This window comes from Psychrobacter vallis (assembly GCF_904846715.1).
GTDB lineage: Bacteria > Pseudomonadota > Gammaproteobacteria > Pseudomonadales > Moraxellaceae > Psychrobacter > Psychrobacter vallis.
The window spans coordinates 158,707-177,778 of the sequence record NZ_CAJHBU010000004.1 but is presented as its reverse complement, the minus strand read 5'-3'; the positions used below and the strand labels follow the sequence as shown (position 1 = coordinate 177,778).

Genomic DNA, 19,072 nt, shown 5'->3' with positions numbered 1-19,072 from the left:
TGGTGAGGATACTTTGTACTTATTAAATCAGCAAACCAGTGAGCAATACCTCACGCACATGCAGCAAACGAGCGCTGTCATTCAGCAATGGCTGGATGCCAACAATGTCTATTTAGGTGGGACACCGCAGCAGGTACAAGACGCTACATCTGTTAGTATTAATGCAAAAGGGCGAGATATCGAAGCCATATTGGCTGACATACAGGGCAAGTTTTTGCCCAGTTGCGTGTCAACAGCGCATCGTCATTGTTTGGCGCATTTGCATCCACCGACTTTATTGATTGGTCAAATTGCCGAAATGATTATCGCAGCAACCAATCAGAGTATGGATTCTTGGAACCAAAGCCCAGCGGCCACCTATATCGAAAAAGATCTCATCGAGTGGCTGTGCCAGCGATGGCAGTTTGATACAGGTCTTGCTGTTCAAACAAACGCTCAAACCGATGCACAAGCCGATAGTTCATTGGCATGTAAATCAGGTGGTGTATTTACCAGTGGCGGCACACAAAGCAATCTTATGGGGTTGCTACTGGCTCGCAACAAGTTTTATGAAGCCCAAGGCGTGGATGTACAAAAAGAAGGGCTAATGGGTCAGCGCCGCGGTACGATTCTGTGTTCAGACCAAGCACATTTTTCTATTGAAAAAAACGCAGCGCTTTTAGGTCTTGGTATACAGTGCGTAGAAAAGGTAAAGACCGATTCGAGTGGCGCGATGCTGCTATCTCATCTCCAGCATAAAATAGAGGAGATAGGTGCGTGCAATGTGATGGCAGTCGTAGCAACGGCGGGCACTACCGATTTGGGCGCTATTGATCCATTAGCAGACATCGTTAAAATCTGCCGCAACGCCCAGATATGGCTGCATGTGGATGCGGCATGGGGCGGCGCGTTACTGCTATCTCAGCGTTATCGACAGCTGATTGCCGGTATTGAAGAGGCGGATTCCATTACCTTGGATTTTCACAAACATTTCTTTTTGCCGATCAGCTGTGGTGCTTTTTTATTACGCGATCAGCGAGACTTTGAGAGCATTCGTCATCATAGCGAGTATCTCAATTCCTCCGATGATGAAAGAGACAATATCCCTAATTTGGTCACTTATTCGCTACAGACTACCCGTCGATTTGACGCCCTAAAGCTTTGGATGGCGCTTGACTTATTGGGTACGGATGATTATGGCGATTTGATTGACGCCTGTCTTGATACGGCCAGACAAGCGGCGCAATTGATCGAAGCCAACGCCAATTTTGTGCTGATGCACCAGCCTATCATTAGTAGCGTGTTGTTTTACTTTAAGCCACAAAATCAAACGTTATCTAGCCAACAGCTGTCACAGCTCAATCGCCAAATTGCCCAAGACTTACTGATTAACAATGTGGCGAATATTGCCACCACTCAGTTTGAGCAGCAGCTTTGTCTAAAACTCACTATTTTAAATCCCAATACCCAAATCAACGACATCAATACCATCATTGACCAAGTGGCTATTGCTGGCTTTAAGCGACTCCATATTTCTGAAGGAAAACACAATGATGCAACATAAAACGCTGGATCGTTTAACCCTACAAAACTTAGTGAACGCCTACAGTTATGAGACAGGGCGCGGCAAGATTGTAATGGTAGAAGAGCAGGATGCGCTCCAAAAACAAATCTCGCAAGACAAGCCTATTTTGGTATTGACCCTAGCGCCGCATGACACTGTGATGGCAGTGCCCATCGATAGAGTCAGTCAGTTGGGTCAGCACCGTTTTGCGGATACACCTTCTTTATTGAATTCGGCTTCGTTAAGTGACGCTCAATCAGAACGCCACTGGCTAAAACCTTCGGCTGTAAGCCTCGCTGCTTTGATTATCGAAGATATCGTGCATCATTATAAGGATGAGGTGACGCTCGATGGCAATGGCGTGCTCAAGCGCTGGCTTGAAAGTTATGAAGGATTGCAGATTATTTTAGAACATCGTAACGATGAGATTGATGACATTATTGATGCCAAACAGGATTTTATTCAAGCCGAGCAAAGCCTGATTTATGGTCATGCCATGCATCCCACCCCAAAAGGTCGGGCGGGTTTTTATGGCGCGGAATGGGCGAAATATGCGCCCGAGACCAGCAGCAAAACGCAGCTGCGTTATTGGCTCGTGCATCCTGACCACATTGTCGAAGAGTTCGTGGATGGCGATAGTATCACCGCCGAGCTTAAATCAAAGCTGTTGTCTGATATGAGTAATTATCAACAACAACTCATTACGCAACATCCTGATTATAAATTGCTGCCACTGCACCCGTGGCAAGCGACGTTTTTGCAGCAGCAAGCGTGGTATCAACAATTGATTGAAAAAGGAGAATTGGTTGATTTGGGCAGGCTTGGCTGGCATTTACATCCGACAACTTCGGTGCGTACGCTGGCGGCATTTGACGCGCCTTGGATGTTTAAGTTGTCGCTATCTGTGGCGATTACCAACTCTGTGCGTATCAATTTGCCAAAAGAATGTAAGCGCGGTATGCACGCTTGCCGGATATGGCGTAGCGATTATGGTAAAAATTTGGGCACGGAGTACAGCACAATTGCCGTATTGAATGATCCTGCTTGGGTCGCACTGTCTATAGAAGGGAAGATCATCGATGAGACCATTTGTATCTTACGCGACAATCCTTTTACCGAATCGATGCAAGTCACCAATCTTGCCAGCTTAAGCCAAGATCATCCGACTCGTCTCACCAACCGGTTGGCCACTTTATTTCAGTCAATTCACGAGCGCACCAATGAGCCTTTGGAGGACATTGCTGGCAAATGGTTTGATACCTATTTACAAGTCGGTTTTATACCGCTAATTCATATGTATTATAAGCATGGACTTGCGTTTGAGGTTCATCAACAAAACAGTCTTATTGAGCTAAAAGACGGCTATCCTGCCAAGTTTTGGGCGAGAGACAATCAAAGCTTTGGCTATATTGCTGAATATGCCCAGACGCTTATTGATGCGTATCCGGAGCTGATCAGTGAAGCAGAGTGCGTCATTCCAGAAGATTTTGCTGACTCACGTATTGCTTATTATTTAGTGGGTAATACGATCTTTGGTCTCATTACCGCGATTGCTCGCACCCAGCTTGTCAGTGAAGCTGCGTTACTAGCGACGTTCCGAGACTGTCTGGTGACTTTAGAAACCCAGTATCCGCACCGCTCTTTAATCGCTCTGTTGCTGCGTAGTCCGACATTGCCATTCAAAGGCAATCTGCTCACTAGATTGCATGCATTAGATGAGCTTGTAGCCCCTGTTGAAACACAGTCTATTTATGTGGACATTCCCAATCCTATGAGCGCCTAGGGTAGGTATCGTCGATGCTAAGTGCAATAGAGACAGGTCGTTAGCATGCAGGACTGGTACAAATTTTCCTCGCTTGCTGTACCTATGGTGACAGAGGCTTCGTAAAATTTATGCCAGTCCTGCTGACTGACTTTTATATTGATCTGACTATCGCTCAAAATATCGCTCAAAATAAAATCGACATGTGAATAATCGATATAAAAATAATTAAGGAATCAACGTGTTAGATCTTATCGGTATTGGTTTAGGGCCATTTAATCTTAGTCTGGCGGCATTGCTGGAAAAAACGGACGTCAATGTCAAATTCTTTGAGCAAAAAGCTGGGTTTAATTGGCATAAAGGTATGATTTTACCGCACACCACGTTGCAAGTGCCCTTTATGGCAGACTTGGTAACATTGATAGATCCGACCAGTCCCTATTCATTTTTAAACTATTTGCATACGCAGCACCGATTGCTGAAGTTTTATTTTTTAGAGGACTTTAAGATTTATCGTAAAGAGTACAATCATTATTGCCAATGGGTCGCAGGGCAGCTGGAGAGTTTAGCGTTCGATGCACAAGTAGTGGATGTGGCTTTTAAAGAAAATAGTAATGGCTCTAATACTGAGGAATGTCTAGGATTTGTCGTCACTGTCCAAGAACAAGGCATACAAAAAACGTACTACGCCAAAAATCTAGTGATAGGAACAGGTACGCAGCCAACACTGCCACCTTCGCTGCAAAAGATTGCCAATCAAGCGCCCGAACGCTGTATGCATACTGCAAATTTTGCCGACAATTTTGATTTTGAAGCGATTAAAGCAAAAAAGGGAAAGGCAGATGATGGAGAAGATAGGCTGACTAAAATAGTGGTATTAGGCTCTGGTCAATCATCGGCTGAAGTATATCGGGCGTTGTTTGATCAGCAATTTGATGCCAATGATGAGCCAACATTCCAATTGGACTGGATGACCCGTTCGGCGGGTTTTTTCCCCATGGAATACTCACCTTTAGGCTTAGAGCATTTTAGCCCCGCTTATACCGATTATTTTTATCAGTTGGACGGCGCTACCAAAGCAAAAGTCGCGCCCAAGCAGGATTTGCTTTATAAAGGCATGGGGTTTGAGACCATACGCGATATTTATCATAAGCTTTATGAGCGCAGTATCAGCAACCAAGACTTGCATACGACGCTGCTGTCCAATTGTGGAGTGGTCGAGGCAACACTTGATGATGCTTTATCTGATGACACTTTAAAGATAACGTTTGAACAGTGTGAGCAACAGCAGACGTTTACGGCGGATTATGACTGCATCATCGCTGGGACGGGCTACCGTCATGCACTGCCGTCATGTCTCAACACGTTGCTGCACGCTATCGAATATGATGACTTTGCGCAACCAAAGATTGATCGAAATTATGCCTTGGTTTATAAAAACCAAGCTGGCAATCGCGGTAAAGTGTTTGTGCAAAACCAAGAAATTCATACCCATGGGGTTGGTACGCCTGATTTAGGATTGGGCGCTTATCGAGCGGGGTGTATTGTCAATCAATTGACAGGCAAAACGGTTTACGACACGCAGGCTTTACAAGTATTTCAAACATTTGGGGCGTCATCGTAATGTCAAGCACGCCTTAAGGAATACAAAATAAATCACATAAGATAAGGAGTAATTAATGCCAACCATTACACAGAATCTGCCAGATACCTTTGCCGTAGACGCTTATCAAAAAAAGTTTGGACTACGAGCGGTCAAATATCCTGAAGACATGCCACTGCTTTATAAATGGATGCACGCTGAGCATGTGGTCGAGCAGTGGCAGCTACATTTGCCGATGCCGCAGCTGCGAGTACATTTTGAAAAAATGCTTGCCGATGACCATCACCGTCTCTACATCATACTTTGTGAGGGTGTGCCTATCGGCTATGCAGAGATTTATGAAGCTGCTCGCGATCGTTTGTCTTACTACTACAAAGCCAAAGAAAGTGACATGGGCTGGCATATGTTATTGGGTGATCCTGCCGTCGTTGGCAAAGGGTATCTCAAGCCAATAATAATGATGCTCAATAAGTTTATCTTTGAGCATACTGATGCCAAAAAAATAGTGGGCGAACCTGATAGTAAGGTTGAGGCGTATAAATGGGTGGCTGATGGTTTTGCCTATCACTTACAACGATTGATCGATATGCCTGAAAAAAAGGCATCGCTTTATTTTTGTAATCGTGATGAATTTTTTGAATCGAGTGGCTATCTCAAATTTTATGGTGCTGTTGCTCAATGAACAGGCTTTTTGACATCGGCCTGATCTACCACGTTCCATGCAGTTTGGCGGCAGGGCAGGGTCGGTCATACCATTATGGAACAGGGATTTAAATGATACGCTCAACAGATAGCAGTCACGGACTGACAGAAAAGCAAGTGCGTCAGGTACTGTTGACGCTACTGCTCGGCGGTACGGTGGTCAGCTTTAGTAATAGCGCCCTTAACCCTGCTATTCCCGTCTTTATGTCGGTGTTCGCAGTCGATATTGTGATGGGCGGCTGGGTGTTGAACGCTTATATACTGTCTATGAGCGTGGGGCTGATGCTCAGCGGTTATTTGAGTAAAAGGTTTGATTTTAGGCCAGTGTATTCGACCGCTATTCTAGGGTTTATGTTGGGTTCGGTGATTGGGATGTGTGCGCCATCCATGATGATGGTGATTGTGGCGCGCGCTGTGCAAGGCTTTAGCGGCGGTCTCATTATCCCTTTGTCTATTGGTATGCTTTATCAGATTTATCCGCAGCACAGACATGGCAGAGTGATGGCGTTATGGGGCATCGTTATCATGATGTCACTGGCGTTCGGTCCGCTAGTAGGGGCTTATCTAGTAGAGCAATTTGCATGGTGGACATTGTTTGCGGCTACTCTGCCGCTGAGTGCGTTGGTCATGGTTATGGTGTGGACATGGTTACCGGATGTCCGCGCGCACAAGGCAAAAAAACCCTTTGATGTCATAGGTTTTGTCAGTTTGCTCGTTTGGCTGTTGGCGTTGATGACTTGGCTTAGCACACTCAAGGCAGATTTCCATAGCAGTTTTGCCAGTATGGTAGGGACAGGCTTATTAGCCGTGTTGTTCTTACTGTCATTTTTGGGTTGGTGGGCGTATGAACGCCAGCAGAGTCAGCCGCTATTAAGCGTACGCTTGTTTAGCAATAAAGTGTATTTGCACAGTACGATTATCAGCATCACTCAGACTTTGGGTTTAATGGTGGGCCTATTGCTATTGCCCATCTTGGTGCAAGAGGTGATGGGCGAAAGCGCGTTATGGACGGGCGTTATTTTGATGGCAGCGACGCTCGTATCTAGTATCACGACCCATTTTGCTGGCAAGCGCGTGGATAGGCACGGTGCGAGAAGCATCGGCATTTTGGGCATTTTGATCAGCGCACTGTCCATGTTGATGCTGGCATGGTGTTTATATCAGCCAACGCTTTGGCTGCTAATGGCGATTATGAGTATCCAAGGTGTGGGTGTGGGACTGGCGTATTTGCCTACCACCACGGTCGGTTTTAGTAGCTTGGCTAAAGAAGTGGTCACCGAAGGCGCGGCGCTCAACAATATCAGTCGCCGAATTGTCTCTACTATTTTTATCACGTTGGTGACGGTCTATGTGGCAGGACGCGGCGCGCAGTTATTAGCAGCTGGCAGTAATCAGAGCGTCAGTACTGCTATCCAAGAGATTTTTGTCATTTTGGCTGTGATGTTGTTTTTGACGGTTTTTTCAGCGCGGCAATTACCAAAAACGGCATAAGTCATGTAGCCGTGTTTTGACGGTATGAATCTGTGAGACAAACCCGTATAAGGGGTTGTTTTAGTTTATTAATGTAATTGATTATCATTCGCTTTAAAAGTCTGGTTGGTTTAGTCATTCACTTTTTTATTTTTAGATAGGAAATTTATATATGCACAATCATAAAGTAGAACAAAACACGAGTCGTGTAGATATGGATGTCACTAAGCCGTGGCAAGCGCCGATTGACCATCGAGTCAGGCAGCGTGCAGAGCAGCGCGTCATTAAGCAGCTATTACAAGCGTTATTGTATGAAAATATTATTGAGTTTAAATATGCGAGTGCAGACTCTAGTAATGACAAGGCACTCTTAGACTTTACGATAAAAGCCACTGACAATGTCAATTACCGCGATATCAATTACCGCGCTCAAGGTTATATTCATTATAGCTTTGATATCATTCGTTTTAATGATTTTAACGTCCAGCGAGTCGTTGATGGCAATGCTTGCGATGCCATACTTGAGCATGTCATTAGTGATATTTTGTTAAACATAGCCGATGCTTCTTTAAAAGACAGCTTTATCAAAGAGCTGCGTCATACTTTGGTAAACGAGACCCAAGCCCAGCGGCTATCACCCGACTTATCAATGCCGAACGTACCAACACCAAACGTACCAACACCAAACGCACCAACACCAAACGCACCAGTGCCAATTGACGTACTCACTTACGAGCAGTTCGAGGGCTATTTGATGGCGGGTCACCCTTATCATCCCTGTTTTAAATCTCGTATCGGTTTTGATTTACAGGACAATTATGACTATGGGCCAGAATTTGGCCAAAATATCGAAGTGGTTTGGCTGGCAGTTAAAAAGGAGCTGCTGGTCAGTAATACGGCTTTGGATATTGATACCAATGAGTGGATCAAAAACTATGTGGATACGGATAATTTTGCCGCGTTAAATGACATGCTGAAACGTATTCTGGTGACGACGAATAATCAAAGCGTGGCAAACGAAGATGAGGCTACCAATGCTTATGGTTTGATACCAGCGCATCCTTGGCAATGGCAAAAAACTTTAATTGTTGCATTACAGCCACTGATTGACACGCAAGAAGTGATTTATTTAGGCAGTACGGACGCTGAATACCGCTCGCAGCAGTCCATTCGCTCTTTATCAATGTTGCAAGCAGACAAAGCCTACCTCAAGCTCAGTATGCATCTGATGAATACCTCAAGTACGCGAATACTGGCCAAACATACGGTCATGAATGCTGCGGTGGTGACCAGATGGCTCAATCAATTGGTGGCAGAGGATAAGACAGCGCAAGCATTACAAATTGCGTTTTTAGGCGAAACGGTGGGTATCAGCTTAGATCACGAAGTACTACAGCAGCGCGGCTATCAGCATCCCCATATCTATGGCGGACTTGGGGCAATTTGGCGCGAAAACGTCAGTCAGTATTTATCGACCAACCAAAAAGCCTTTCCCTTAAATGGCGTCAGCTATATAAATAGGGATGGCTCTGTACTCATTGGTCCTTGGATTAAAAAATACAGCGTAGAGGGTTGGACGGCTCAGCTTATCAAAGTGACTGTCGCCCCGATATTGCACTTGTTATTTGGTCACGGTATTGCGCTCGAGTGCCATGCCCAAAACATCGTATTGGTACACGAAGCGGGTTTTCCTATAAAAGTATTGCTAAAAGACTTGCATGACGGGGTGCGCTATTCGCCAAAGCATCTGACTCGCCAAGATTTGATTCCCAATTTTCATAGCCTGCCAGCTGCCCACGCAGCGCTGAATCGTGGCTCGTTTATTGAAACGGATGATACCGATGGCATTCGTGATATGACGGTTGCCTGCTTATTCTTTGTGGCATTTGCCGACATTGCTATTTTTATGCAGACACATTATCACTATCCTGAGACTGAGTTCTGGCAGCAAGTTGCTGACTGTGTGACGGATTATCAAACGCGTCATCCAGAGCATCAATCGAGGTTTGAGTTGTTTGACGTCTTCGCCAAGCAAACGCGTATTGAGTCTTTGGCTAAGCGCAGACTGTTCGGCGATCAGGTGTTTCCGATCAAATATATCAATAACCCATTAGCCAAAATCCGAGTACAGACACCATGTTAAGTACCGATAAAACAGTAAATCTAAATACCATGCCTACTTTATTTCCAGTCCAAATGAGTCATTCGGACAGCCAGCCAAATATGATGGCAATACAAAGCTCGTTGATGACGTATTTGATTGAGTGCGTTTTACTTGAGCAGTGGCTAGCACAAAACCGTATTGAGGTCACCACAACGTTTGATTATCTAGCAGAGCAAGATTTGCCACAGGCTGTAGATTCGCTACCAAACGCTTATCAATCATTTTTTGCTCAAGACAACCCACTACTGGTGCTTCAAATCAGCAGCGACAGCCGATTGTTATTACCTGTGGAGTCGGCCTATACCGCACCGTGGCGCCTGCATCAATCTTGCGTGCCGATTTTATATCGTTTGAATAATGCTATCAGCGCTTGTTTGCAACCATTAGAGGCAGTAGAGCCGCTATTAGACATTTTACTGTCTGCTATGGATCATTCGGCACTGAGTGCGACAGGAATTGTTAAATTAAAAGAGAGCTTGCAAGCGTCCTTGGTTGCCAAAACCCAATCTGCCCATGCCGATATCTCTACGACGGTCTATAGTCAGCCGCATTGGTATCAAACCCTGATTGCCGCAGAGCAATGGGCGTCATTGATGGATCGTCCTTTTCATCCACTGGCAAAGGGCAAGCTGGGTTTTACTGCCATAGAGTATGAGCGTTACATGGCAGAGTTCAATCAGCCCATTGCGTTGGTGTGGGTAGCGGTTGCCAAAAGCCATCTTATGATGTCGGCTCAGGTAAAAGACATCAGCCATCAAAATCCAGCAGCGTATTTATTGGACAAGACGCAGCAACAGCAATTGAGACAGATACTCGTAGACCGCAATTTGATAGATACCCATGTGGCGATACCCGTTCATCCTTGGCAGCTGGCTCAAGTGATTGATCCTTCTAATAATAATTCTTGTGATAACGATGCTTCTAACCATGACGCTGATAGTTATGCTAAGGATTTGGCAGATGGTACGGTTATAAAGTTAGTATTCAATGCACCCATCACTTACGCCAGCGCCTCTATGCGCAGTATGCTGTTGAGTGCCGATACGCCGTATAGCATCAAGTTGCCCATACGAGTGTACGCCTTAAACTCCAAACGGTATTTGCCAGCACTAAAACTAATCAATGGCGAAAAAAACCAAGCGATTCTGATGCAGGCCAGACAGATTGATAAGGTATTGTCAGCGCAGCTGCGACTATGGGATGAGCGTCTTTGGTGGGGCTATATGTCGCCGATGCATCTACAAGATAAAAGCGCAACCAATCCCTGTTTTTATCAAGAAAAACCCACGCATTTAGGTGCTATGCTCAGGAGTCTACCAACAGATCTGTGTGATGACCAAGTGCGGCTACTGCCCATGGCAAGCCTCGGCATGTTGGTGTCTAAAGACGGCGTGAGTCATCATATCTTTGATGAGATCATCCAAGCAAAATCGCCTACGACTCAAACATCTCACATAAAACGCGCCGCTATTGATTGCTTCAAAAACCTCTGCGAGGTGTTTTTGGGTACGATGCTGCGCTGCCTGCGTTTAGGACTTGCTCCTGAGATGCACGGACAAAACATCGTGATGGTGATGAAAAATCATCGTTTTACCAGCTTGCTACTGCGCGATCATGATTCGTTACGTATTTATTTGCCATGGCTCACGCGTCATCAAATAGCAGATCCTGAGTATTTAAGCCCGCCAAATTTCAAAAATCGCTTGTACCTAGAGACCCCGAAAGCACTGATATTTTATCTTCAGTCCTTGGGCATATTGGTCAATCTTCGCGCCATTATTGAAGCATTGTCTGCGCATTACGAGATTGATGAACAAGCACTGTGGTGTGAGGCGAGGGACAGTATCAATAGGGCATTGACGGATATTGACTTTGATGCCGATCAGTGTGAGATTCTCCGTGAGCAGCTATTGACCAATCCATACTATCCGCATAAAACGTTGCTGTTGCCCGTGATTGAGCGTGGTGACGATCCGCATGGCAGCATGCCCGCAGGAGAGAGTGTGACCACCAATCCTTTTTTTAGGGCAAAAAACATCGACGCAACTCTTAGGGTGGATTCAGTACGAAAACATAGTGAGATAAAGGTTAATGGATAAAGTTGATATTGATACGCTAGTAGAGAGTTACAAAGATATAGCCACCTCAACGATTGGGCATCTGACCGAAGTGGGGTATTTGCCAGATATAAAAGCGCTATTTCCTTGCACCCATACTATCGTTGGAAAAGTCATCACAGCGACTTTGAACTCAGACAATACGGAGGTAATTAATCAAGCGTTGATTCAGGCGCAGCCGAATGACATTTTGTGTATCGACGCGCAAGTCCTCGGCATCAAAGCCTGTTGGGGCGCGTTACGTACTTGCGCCGCCATTTATGAAAAGCTCGCTGGCGTGATCGTCATTGGACAAGCGACAGATTCAAGGCAGATTCAGCAATTGGGCTTTCCGGTATTTGCTCAAGGCATCAGCGCCGTGACCACATTTAAAAGCCATCAGACACAAGGCGTATTGGCATCTGACATCTATTACCTTTTCGGCTCGCAGAGTACGCTTATTCGTTCAGGCGATATCGCTATCATGGATGAAGATGGCGTGTTTGTATTGCCACTTGATTTGGCACAGCAATTATTACCAGATTGTCAAACAAAACATCAGAAAGATGAAACCAAGTTTCAGCTGTTTTTTGAGGCTTATCAGAACGATCAATTGGATGCATTATTTAAGCGATAAACCATCCGGCATGAACCAGTAAATAATGAACACATGTTTTTAAATATGATAAGTAGTTGCGCTCATTTATTGTCATGAGGTAATAGGGAGTTGGATTTGTAAATAGGTCTGGAAATGTGAATAGTTATCATTTACAATGCCATTCACAAACTTAGTACATTCTGTATTACGAGCTAAACATAACTCAGACCACTATCCAGCCACTATTCAAATAAGTGAAATGACAATGAAAAGCCATCATCAAGTTGCTCTATCCCTTCTTACGCTCTGTATTAGCCAGCAATTGTATGCGCAAACGGATGTTACGCTTTCAGATTCCACCACAGAGACAGCCGTAACCTCGGCGACCAGTGACACACCAAATGTTACTTTGGATACCATCACAGTCACGGCGCGTGCGAAGACGGGGACGGCACTGGCACAAAAAATCAGTGAGATGCCAGCAGTCACCCAAGTGATTGGGGAAGCAGACATTCGAGAACAGGCCACAGGTAACCGTACGACAGGCGATATATTGGCGCAGCTGATTCCAAGTTTGGGGGCCAGTAGTGGTTCAACCAGTAACTATGGTACAACCATGCGTGGTCGTCCGGTGCAATACTTGCTAAATGGCGTGCCGTTATCAGGGTCACGCAGCTTATCACGAGAGTTAAACAGTATTGATCCAGCCCAGCTTGAGCGGGTAGAGGTGCTATCTGGTGCGACCAGCATTTATGGCGCTGGCGCAGCAGGTGGCCTTATCAATCTGGTCACCAAATCGGCAGCAGGCGCAGGCTTTACCGGTCAAACCCGCTTGGGTGTTGATAGCAGCCGTGAGTTTGAATCAGATTCATTGGGTTATCATGTGGGTCAGAGCTTGGGTTATGGCGGCGAGCGCGTCTACGGTCGCCTAGATGTAGATTACGCCAGCAAAGGCGGTAAATTTGATAGCCACGGCGACCGTATCAGTCCAGATGTCAATCAAACCGATCAGCAAGATACCGAGTCATTAAGTGTCAATGCCAACTTAGGAATGGACATCGATGACAGCCAAAGCGTGAATCTGGCGGTGACCTATTATAACGATGAGCAAGACACTGATTACGGCCCAGATTATGGCAAAAACTTAGGAGTATTGTTACTTGGTGCTACGCCATCCTTAAAAGCGATCGATGGTGCTCGTATAGAAAAACAGCCTTATACCACCAAAACATCGGTGAACCTCAATTATAACAACGACGATGTCGCAGGTTCTAACTTAAGCGTTACGGGTTACTACCGTGATGAACAGGGACGTTTTTACCCTTCGGGTAAAGACGCCAGAAAACAAGCCCGTGAAGTATTGCTAGCAAACGGCATCGACAAAGACACAGCGAAAAAGCAGGCAGGCGGTGCGATATTTATTATGCAATCAGAAGCAGATATCGAAGTGATGGGTCTGCGCGCCGCCATGCAGACTGATACTGAGCTTGCTGGCAAACAGACGCTATTGAGCTATGGTGCGGATTTTGAGCGTGAAAACAGCGAGCAAACTTATAAGGGCCAAAACTTAAATACGTTTATCGCTAGTAATGGTTTGACCGCTGTGTCTAATGGCAATACCTACAATGCTGGACCTGTTACCACCATCGATAAAATTGGGGTGTTTATCAATGCTGATACCGATATCACGGATAAATGGCATGCTAGCGCTGGCGTGCGTTATCAAAAACTCAAATCAAAAACAGATGCCTTTATCCCCATTTATGAGCAGCTATTAGAAGAATACTTTAATGGCTCTAGTACTGACTATCAAGCAGGTGAAGTAGCCAAGGGTAAGACGGATCATGACAAAACCTTGTTTAACATTGGCAGTAGCTATCAACTAACACCAAATGATCAGATATTTGCCAATTTCTCACAAGGCTTTACCACCGCTGATATACAGCGCGCCCTACGTGATGTGCGAGCAGGCTTTGTGGTCAACTCAGACAACGTGCAGCCCATCTCGATCAACAACTATGATTTAGGGTGGGAAGGTAAGCGCGGTGATACGTCAGCCAGAGTCAGCACCTTTTATAACACCTCGGACAAAACCGTGCGTTTTACCAACGACTATACGGTAGAAGTGGTAGATACTGACGAGCGAGTTTATGGCGTAGAGGGATCGCTCACTCAGGATATTAGTGATAACTGGCAAGTGGGCGGTAGTGTGGCTTATACGCGTGGTCAGTATAAGAAAGACGGCGATTGGCTTGAGCTGGATGCGGTGCGCTTGACGCCGCTTAAAGGCACGGCATTTGCACAATATAACTTTGACGAAGGCAGCAACATACGCCTGCAAGCGTTGGCGATTGGTGGCGATGATAGAGCGTTTAAAGACCAAAAAAACGACCCTGATTCTAGTGCGCAACCAGTCAAAGGTTATATGACGTTAGACGTACTGGGTCAAGTAAACATGCCTGTCGGCCGAGTGGGTTATGGGGTTTATAATTTACTGAATAAAGACTATCAAACGGTCTACCATCAAACCACGTTTGGCGATACGAACCGTCTACCTGCCACAGGCACCACGTATGGTTTAAGTTATACTATCGACTACTAAAACATCGAAGGTGCATGTTATATAGATAAGCCATATTATTTATTCTTTTAAATAGTATGGCTTTTTACATTGCCGTCTATAAGCAAGCGTGACGCTATAGCTTGTGCTCTTTTGCTCGTGCAATGTCCAAAATCAGCGCTTTTAACAAACTTATTGCCATCAAGATAATGATAAAGGAGAAGGGGATGGCAGCCACAATCATGGCTGAAGTAATGGCATTTAAACCACCTGCCAGTATCAATGCGCCAATCACAGCGGTGAGCGCAATGCCCCAAACAAGAATATGTTTTGGCCCATTCTCAATATCGACTTCACCAGCAGCATTTAGGGTATTAATGACCAATAATGCAGAGTCCGCGGATGTGACCAAATACGTGAGTAGTAGCACAACCACCATCGATGACAATACACCTGCCAAAGCTGGGTTAAGCATAAAACCGATAATCTCGAACAGCTGAGCCGTCAATCCAGAATCAAATATCTTGCCATTTGCGAGTCCGCTTAACTCTAAATCAATGCCAGTACCACCAATGAGAGAGAACCAGACAAAAAGCGTGAGACTAGGCGCGACAATGCCGATCAAGCCAAATTCACGGATGGTACGGTTTTTTGAGATACGCGCCAAGAACAATCCCACAAATGGCGCAAACGCAATCCACCACGCCCAATAAAAGATAGACCAGCTGGTTTGCCAAGCACCCAGTTCGGTATTAGGATCCCAAACCGTCACCGCCATTGCGGGCAGATGTACAATATAGCTAAAGATACCTTTGCCCAGCATCTCTAACGCAAACATCGTTGCGCCAAAAATCAAGAAGAAAGCGAGGAGTAAAAAGGACAGCACCATATTAATATTACTGAGCCATTTGACCCCGCGTCCCACACCCGACAATGCTGACGTTATCGAGAGACACATGACGACGAACAGTGACATCAGTAATGCCCCTGTGGTTGGCTCAGGATTGACGGCATCTGTCACTAACCAGCTGATACCCGTAATACTATATAGTCCTGAAGCAAAAGAGCTCAGGCCTAAGCCAATGGTTTGTGCCACGCCAAAGATAGTCGCAATGACTGCCGCAACATCGATGATATTGCCAAGTGGCCCTTCTAAATGCTTACCAAACAAAGGTGTGAGCGCCGAGCGCATGGTGAGCGGTAAACCGCGCACATAAGTAAAAAACGCCAAACAGATACCCACGAGACAATACGTGGCCCACGCACTGATACCCCAGTGAAAAAAGGAATAACGAAACGCGGTGTCTAGTGCTTCCTCGCTCTTGGGTAGGACAAGACCATCAATGGGCGCTAACGCGCTGGCAGTGACTTGGTTTTGGTAAAACGTAAAGACATCGGCGCCTTCGGGCACGGTCATCCCATTACTACTCAGTGCTGATACGACCAGCTCCTTTGACATGATGATGTCGGGGTTGTTTGCCAAATGCCACAGCGGTTCAGCAGCACTATAGGTCAACACCCCAATACCGATCCCAGCACCAAAGATCATCGAAAACCATGAAAAATTTGAAAATTCGGGTTTGCCATTTGGGTCAGAGCCAAGTTTAATACGACCAAATGACGGCCATAAAATAACCGTCAAACAAACCAGAATATAAAAAGCAACAGAGTAGGTGTAATAGCCATTAAGAGTGGTATAAGACCAGTTCTTCATGGCATCAAGCATGGCACCAGAACGCTCAATATCGCTTAAAATCCAAATCACAAATAAGGTGACCAAAATCTTCGATGTCACAGTGACAAAGCGATTAAAACCTTTATAAAAACCTTTGTCGTGGGTTTTTATATTTAACTCTTTTAGGGGAGGACGGATAGCCATAGTTTTTTCCTTAAAACTGAATGTAGCTGACTACACTGGTTGGTTACCTCATGATAAAAGGATTAGCCATCGGCTCCGCCGAAATATTAATCCATGTCGTTTTTGTGCGGGTATATTGCAGTACAGATTCGCTACCAGCCTCTCGTCCATAACCAGATTGGTTGTAACCACCAAATGGCGCAGTCGGAGAAATCGCACGGTAGGTATTGATCCAACAAACCCCTGACTTAATTTGCTTAGAGACGCGATGGGCGCGTGCTAGATTTTGTGTGAATACCCCTGAGCCTAAACCGTAGACACTATCGTTTGCCATCGCAATAGCTTCGTCTTCGGTATCAAACGCTACCAATGACATGACAGGGCCGAACATCTCAATGGTTTGAGTTTCGATATCCGTGTTTGGGCATTCTACTAGCGTTGGGCAAAAATAATTGCCGTTAGCCAAATCAGCATCTGTCGGCGCATGACCGCCAAAACGTATGGTTGCACCTTGGGCCACAGACTTCTCTAGCGTGTCTTTAATTCGTTCAACCTGCGCTTTGGTACATAGCGGCCCAACGTGCGTTTCAGGATTGAGTGGATTACCAATAACAATACCTTTGGCTTTTTCTTCCACGCGTCTGATGATTTCAGGCAAGATAGAACGATGAACAAAACCGCGAGATCCTGCAACGCAAGACTGTCCAGACGCACCAAAGTTACCCGCAATCAAGCCATTGGCCGCACTTTCCAAATCGGAGTCTTCAAAGACGATGATCGGTGATTTTCCGCCCAGCTCTAAACTTGTCACTGCAAAACTATTGGCAGAGTTTCTCACCACGTGGCGTGCCGCGTCTGGACCACCCGTAAAGGCAATTTTATCCACATCAGGATGACTGGTCAGCGGAATGGCACAGTTTTCGGCGTCACCAGTGATGACAGAGACGACGCCTTTTGGAAAGCCTGCTTGTTCGATCAACTCAGCAAAGGCAAACATCGGACACGGGGCGACTTCAGACGCTTTTAAGATAATGGTACAACCAGCAGCCAGTGCAGGACCAAGTTTAGTGGCGGTCAAAAACATCTGCGCATTCCATGGTACGACCGCCGCGACCACACCAATCGGTTCACGCGTGGTAAAGACGTGCATGTCAGGCTTATCAATCGGTAGGGTAGCGCCTTCTAACTTATCAGCGAGCCCCGCAAAGTAACGATAATAGTCACTGACGTAGCGCGTTTGTGCCACGGTTTCGTGTGCCAACTTACCACTGTCTGTCGTTTCGATCTTGCCTAGTTTTTCGGCATTTTGTTCGATCAAATCTGCTAGGCGGTATATGAGTTTGCCACGCTGAGTGGCGCTCATGTTGGCCCATTCAGGGTTATTGAGTGCGGCTTTGGCACCATCGACCGCGCGTGCAACATCTTCAGGACTGGCACAGGCGAACGTCGCCCACGCCGCGCCCGTTGCAGGGTTATAGCTGTCTAGGCGTTGGTTGTTACTGCCTTCGCACCACTCACCGTTGATATAGAGCTGGTAATGAGGTTTATTCATGGTGTTTCTCCACATTCTTTATTAGTTTGTCTTTTGATTCTGCACTAGAGTATGAGACTCAATAGAGTTATGCAAATGCTGGCATGACGTCATCAATAAAACGGCGTAACGATGCCTGTTTTTGCTCAAAGGTCATGCTAGAGTCAATCCAAAAGGCAAACTCGTCATAGCCCAACGCTTCATATACTTTGAGTTTTTCAATCACTTGCTCAGCGGTGCCAATCGGCATGTTCTCTAACATTTTTTCAGGGGCATACATGTCGATTTTTGCCATTTCTTCTTCGCTCAATGGCTCAAGTAATCCTTGGCGAATGGGGCGTTCGTTTTTGAACCAAGCCCCAAAATAGCAATAAAAACGGCTGATACATTTGGCTGCGCTTGTCACATCATCAGCATCACTGCCTACGTAAGCATGTTGCAACAGCATGATTTTTGGGTTTTTACCTTCTCCGTGTTCCGCTTTGGCATTTTTAAAAGCCGCCATTAGGTTCTGAATCTCTGTCATACCTTGCCACAGCGGGGTAACTTGTACGTTGCAGCCATGCTCTACCGCAAAGTTGTGGCTATGCGGGTCACGAGCTGCAATCCACATAGGTACGCCACCTGTTTGTAGCGGTTTTGGCGCTGAGGTGGTCGATGGGAATTGGGTAAATTTGCCATCGTGGGCGTAATCGCCTTTCCATAGTTTTTGTACCGCAGGCACCAGCTCGCGCATACGGCCACCCGCTTCCATGGCATCCATACCCGGCATCAAGCGCTCATACTCAAAGTTATAAGCACCGCGCGCAATACCCAAATCCAATCTGCCGCCCGTGATAATGTCCGTCATCGCGGCTTCACCAGCCAGTTTGATCGGATGCCAAAACGGTGCAATCACTGTACCTGTGCCCAAACGTACGTTTTTGGTGTGATGGGATAAATCGATCAGGTTTAAAAATGGGTTGGGGGCGATGGTAAAATCCATACCATGATGTTCGCCTGTCCAAATCGCGTGCATGCCGCCTTGGTCAGCCATTTTTGCCAGCTCAATAAAATCATCATGTAGTTGTTGATACGTCTGTGATTCGTCGAGGCGTTCCATATGTAAAAATAGTGAAAATTTCATGAGGCAAATCCTTTGCTGTTTGTTTTAACTTATTTTGGTTAAATGTTATGTTTGTCTAA

12 protein-coding genes are annotated in these 19,072 nt (G+C 45.8%); 9 read left to right on the top strand and 3 right to left on the bottom strand.

Features of this window, described 5'->3' with window-relative positions:
* Nucleotides 1-13 precede the first annotated feature (13 nt).
* The 9 genes from JMY02_RS04370 to JMY02_RS04330 all read left to right on the top strand — a co-directional run bounded on the left by JMY02_RS04370 (nt 14) and on the right by JMY02_RS04330 (nt 14,540).
* Nucleotides 14-1,543 carry a pyridoxal phosphate-dependent decarboxylase family protein gene (locus tag JMY02_RS04370; RefSeq protein ID WP_201595594.1) on the top strand — a complete coding sequence of 510 codons (1,530 nt, stop codon included), beginning with the start codon at nt 14-16 and terminating at the stop codon, nt 1,541-1,543.
* Nucleotides 1,530-3,326: an IucA/IucC family protein gene (locus JMY02_RS04365; RefSeq protein ID WP_201595591.1), complete on the top strand. Its 1,797-nt coding sequence runs from the start codon at nt 1,530-1,532 to the stop codon at nt 3,324-3,326. Before JMY02_RS04370 ends, JMY02_RS04365 begins: the two co-directional genes overlap by 14 nt.
* 220 nt (nt 3,327-3,546) lie before the next feature.
* The gene (locus JMY02_RS04360) at nt 3,547-4,929 is read left to right on the top strand and encodes a lysine N(6)-hydroxylase/L-ornithine N(5)-oxygenase family protein (protein ID WP_201595587.1); all 1,383 of its coding nucleotides are present in this window, start codon (nt 3,547-3,549) and stop codon (nt 4,927-4,929) included.
* Nucleotides 4,930-4,984: 55 nt separating this feature from the next.
* Entirely contained in the window at nt 4,985-5,590 is a 606-nt protein-coding gene (locus tag JMY02_RS04355; RefSeq protein WP_201595584.1) for a GNAT family N-acetyltransferase, read from the top strand.
* Nucleotides 5,591-5,682: 92 nt separating this feature from the next.
* A complete protein-coding gene (locus JMY02_RS04350; RefSeq protein WP_201595581.1) occupies nt 5,683-7,101 on the top strand; it encodes an MFS transporter in 1,419 nt (472 codons plus the stop codon).
* Nucleotides 7,102-7,252: 151 nt separating this feature from the next.
* The gene (locus JMY02_RS04345) at nt 7,253-9,223 is read left to right on the top strand and encodes an IucA/IucC family protein (protein ID WP_201595578.1); all 1,971 of its coding nucleotides are present in this window, start codon (nt 7,253-7,255) and stop codon (nt 9,221-9,223) included.
* Nucleotides 9,217-11,343, top strand: coding sequence for an IucA/IucC family protein (locus JMY02_RS04340; protein WP_201595575.1), 2,127 nt, complete (start codon nt 9,217-9,219; stop codon nt 11,341-11,343). The genes JMY02_RS04345 and JMY02_RS04340 overlap by 7 nt, the downstream gene beginning before the upstream one ends.
* Nucleotides 11,336-11,977 (top strand): RraA family protein, encoded by a 642-nt coding sequence (locus JMY02_RS04335; protein ID WP_201595572.1) that lies wholly within the window; start codon nt 11,336-11,338, stop codon nt 11,975-11,977. The genes JMY02_RS04340 and JMY02_RS04335 overlap by 8 nt, the downstream gene beginning before the upstream one ends.
* 226 nt (nt 11,978-12,203) lie before the next feature.
* Entirely contained in the window at nt 12,204-14,540 is a 2,337-nt protein-coding gene (locus JMY02_RS04330; RefSeq protein WP_201595570.1) for a TonB-dependent receptor, read from the top strand.
* A gap of 94 nt (nt 14,541-14,634) precedes the next feature.
* Here JMY02_RS04330 and JMY02_RS04325 read toward each other — a convergent pair whose 3' ends face one another.
* From JMY02_RS04325 to JMY02_RS04315, 3 genes are all read right to left on the bottom strand, one after another.
* Nucleotides 14,635-16,377 (bottom strand): BCCT family transporter, encoded by a 1,743-nt coding sequence (locus JMY02_RS04325; protein ID WP_201595567.1) that lies wholly within the window; start codon nt 16,375-16,377, stop codon nt 14,635-14,637.
* A gap of 43 nt (nt 16,378-16,420) precedes the next feature.
* Entirely contained in the window at nt 16,421-17,908 is a 1,488-nt protein-coding gene (locus JMY02_RS04320; protein ID WP_201595564.1) for an aldehyde dehydrogenase, read from the bottom strand.
* A gap of 67 nt (nt 17,909-17,975) precedes the next feature.
* The gene (locus JMY02_RS04315) at nt 17,976-19,013 is read right to left on the bottom strand and encodes an LLM class flavin-dependent oxidoreductase (protein WP_201595560.1); all 1,038 of its coding nucleotides are present in this window, start codon (nt 19,011-19,013) and stop codon (nt 17,976-17,978) included.
* Between the last annotated feature and the right edge of the window lie 59 nt (nt 19,014-19,072).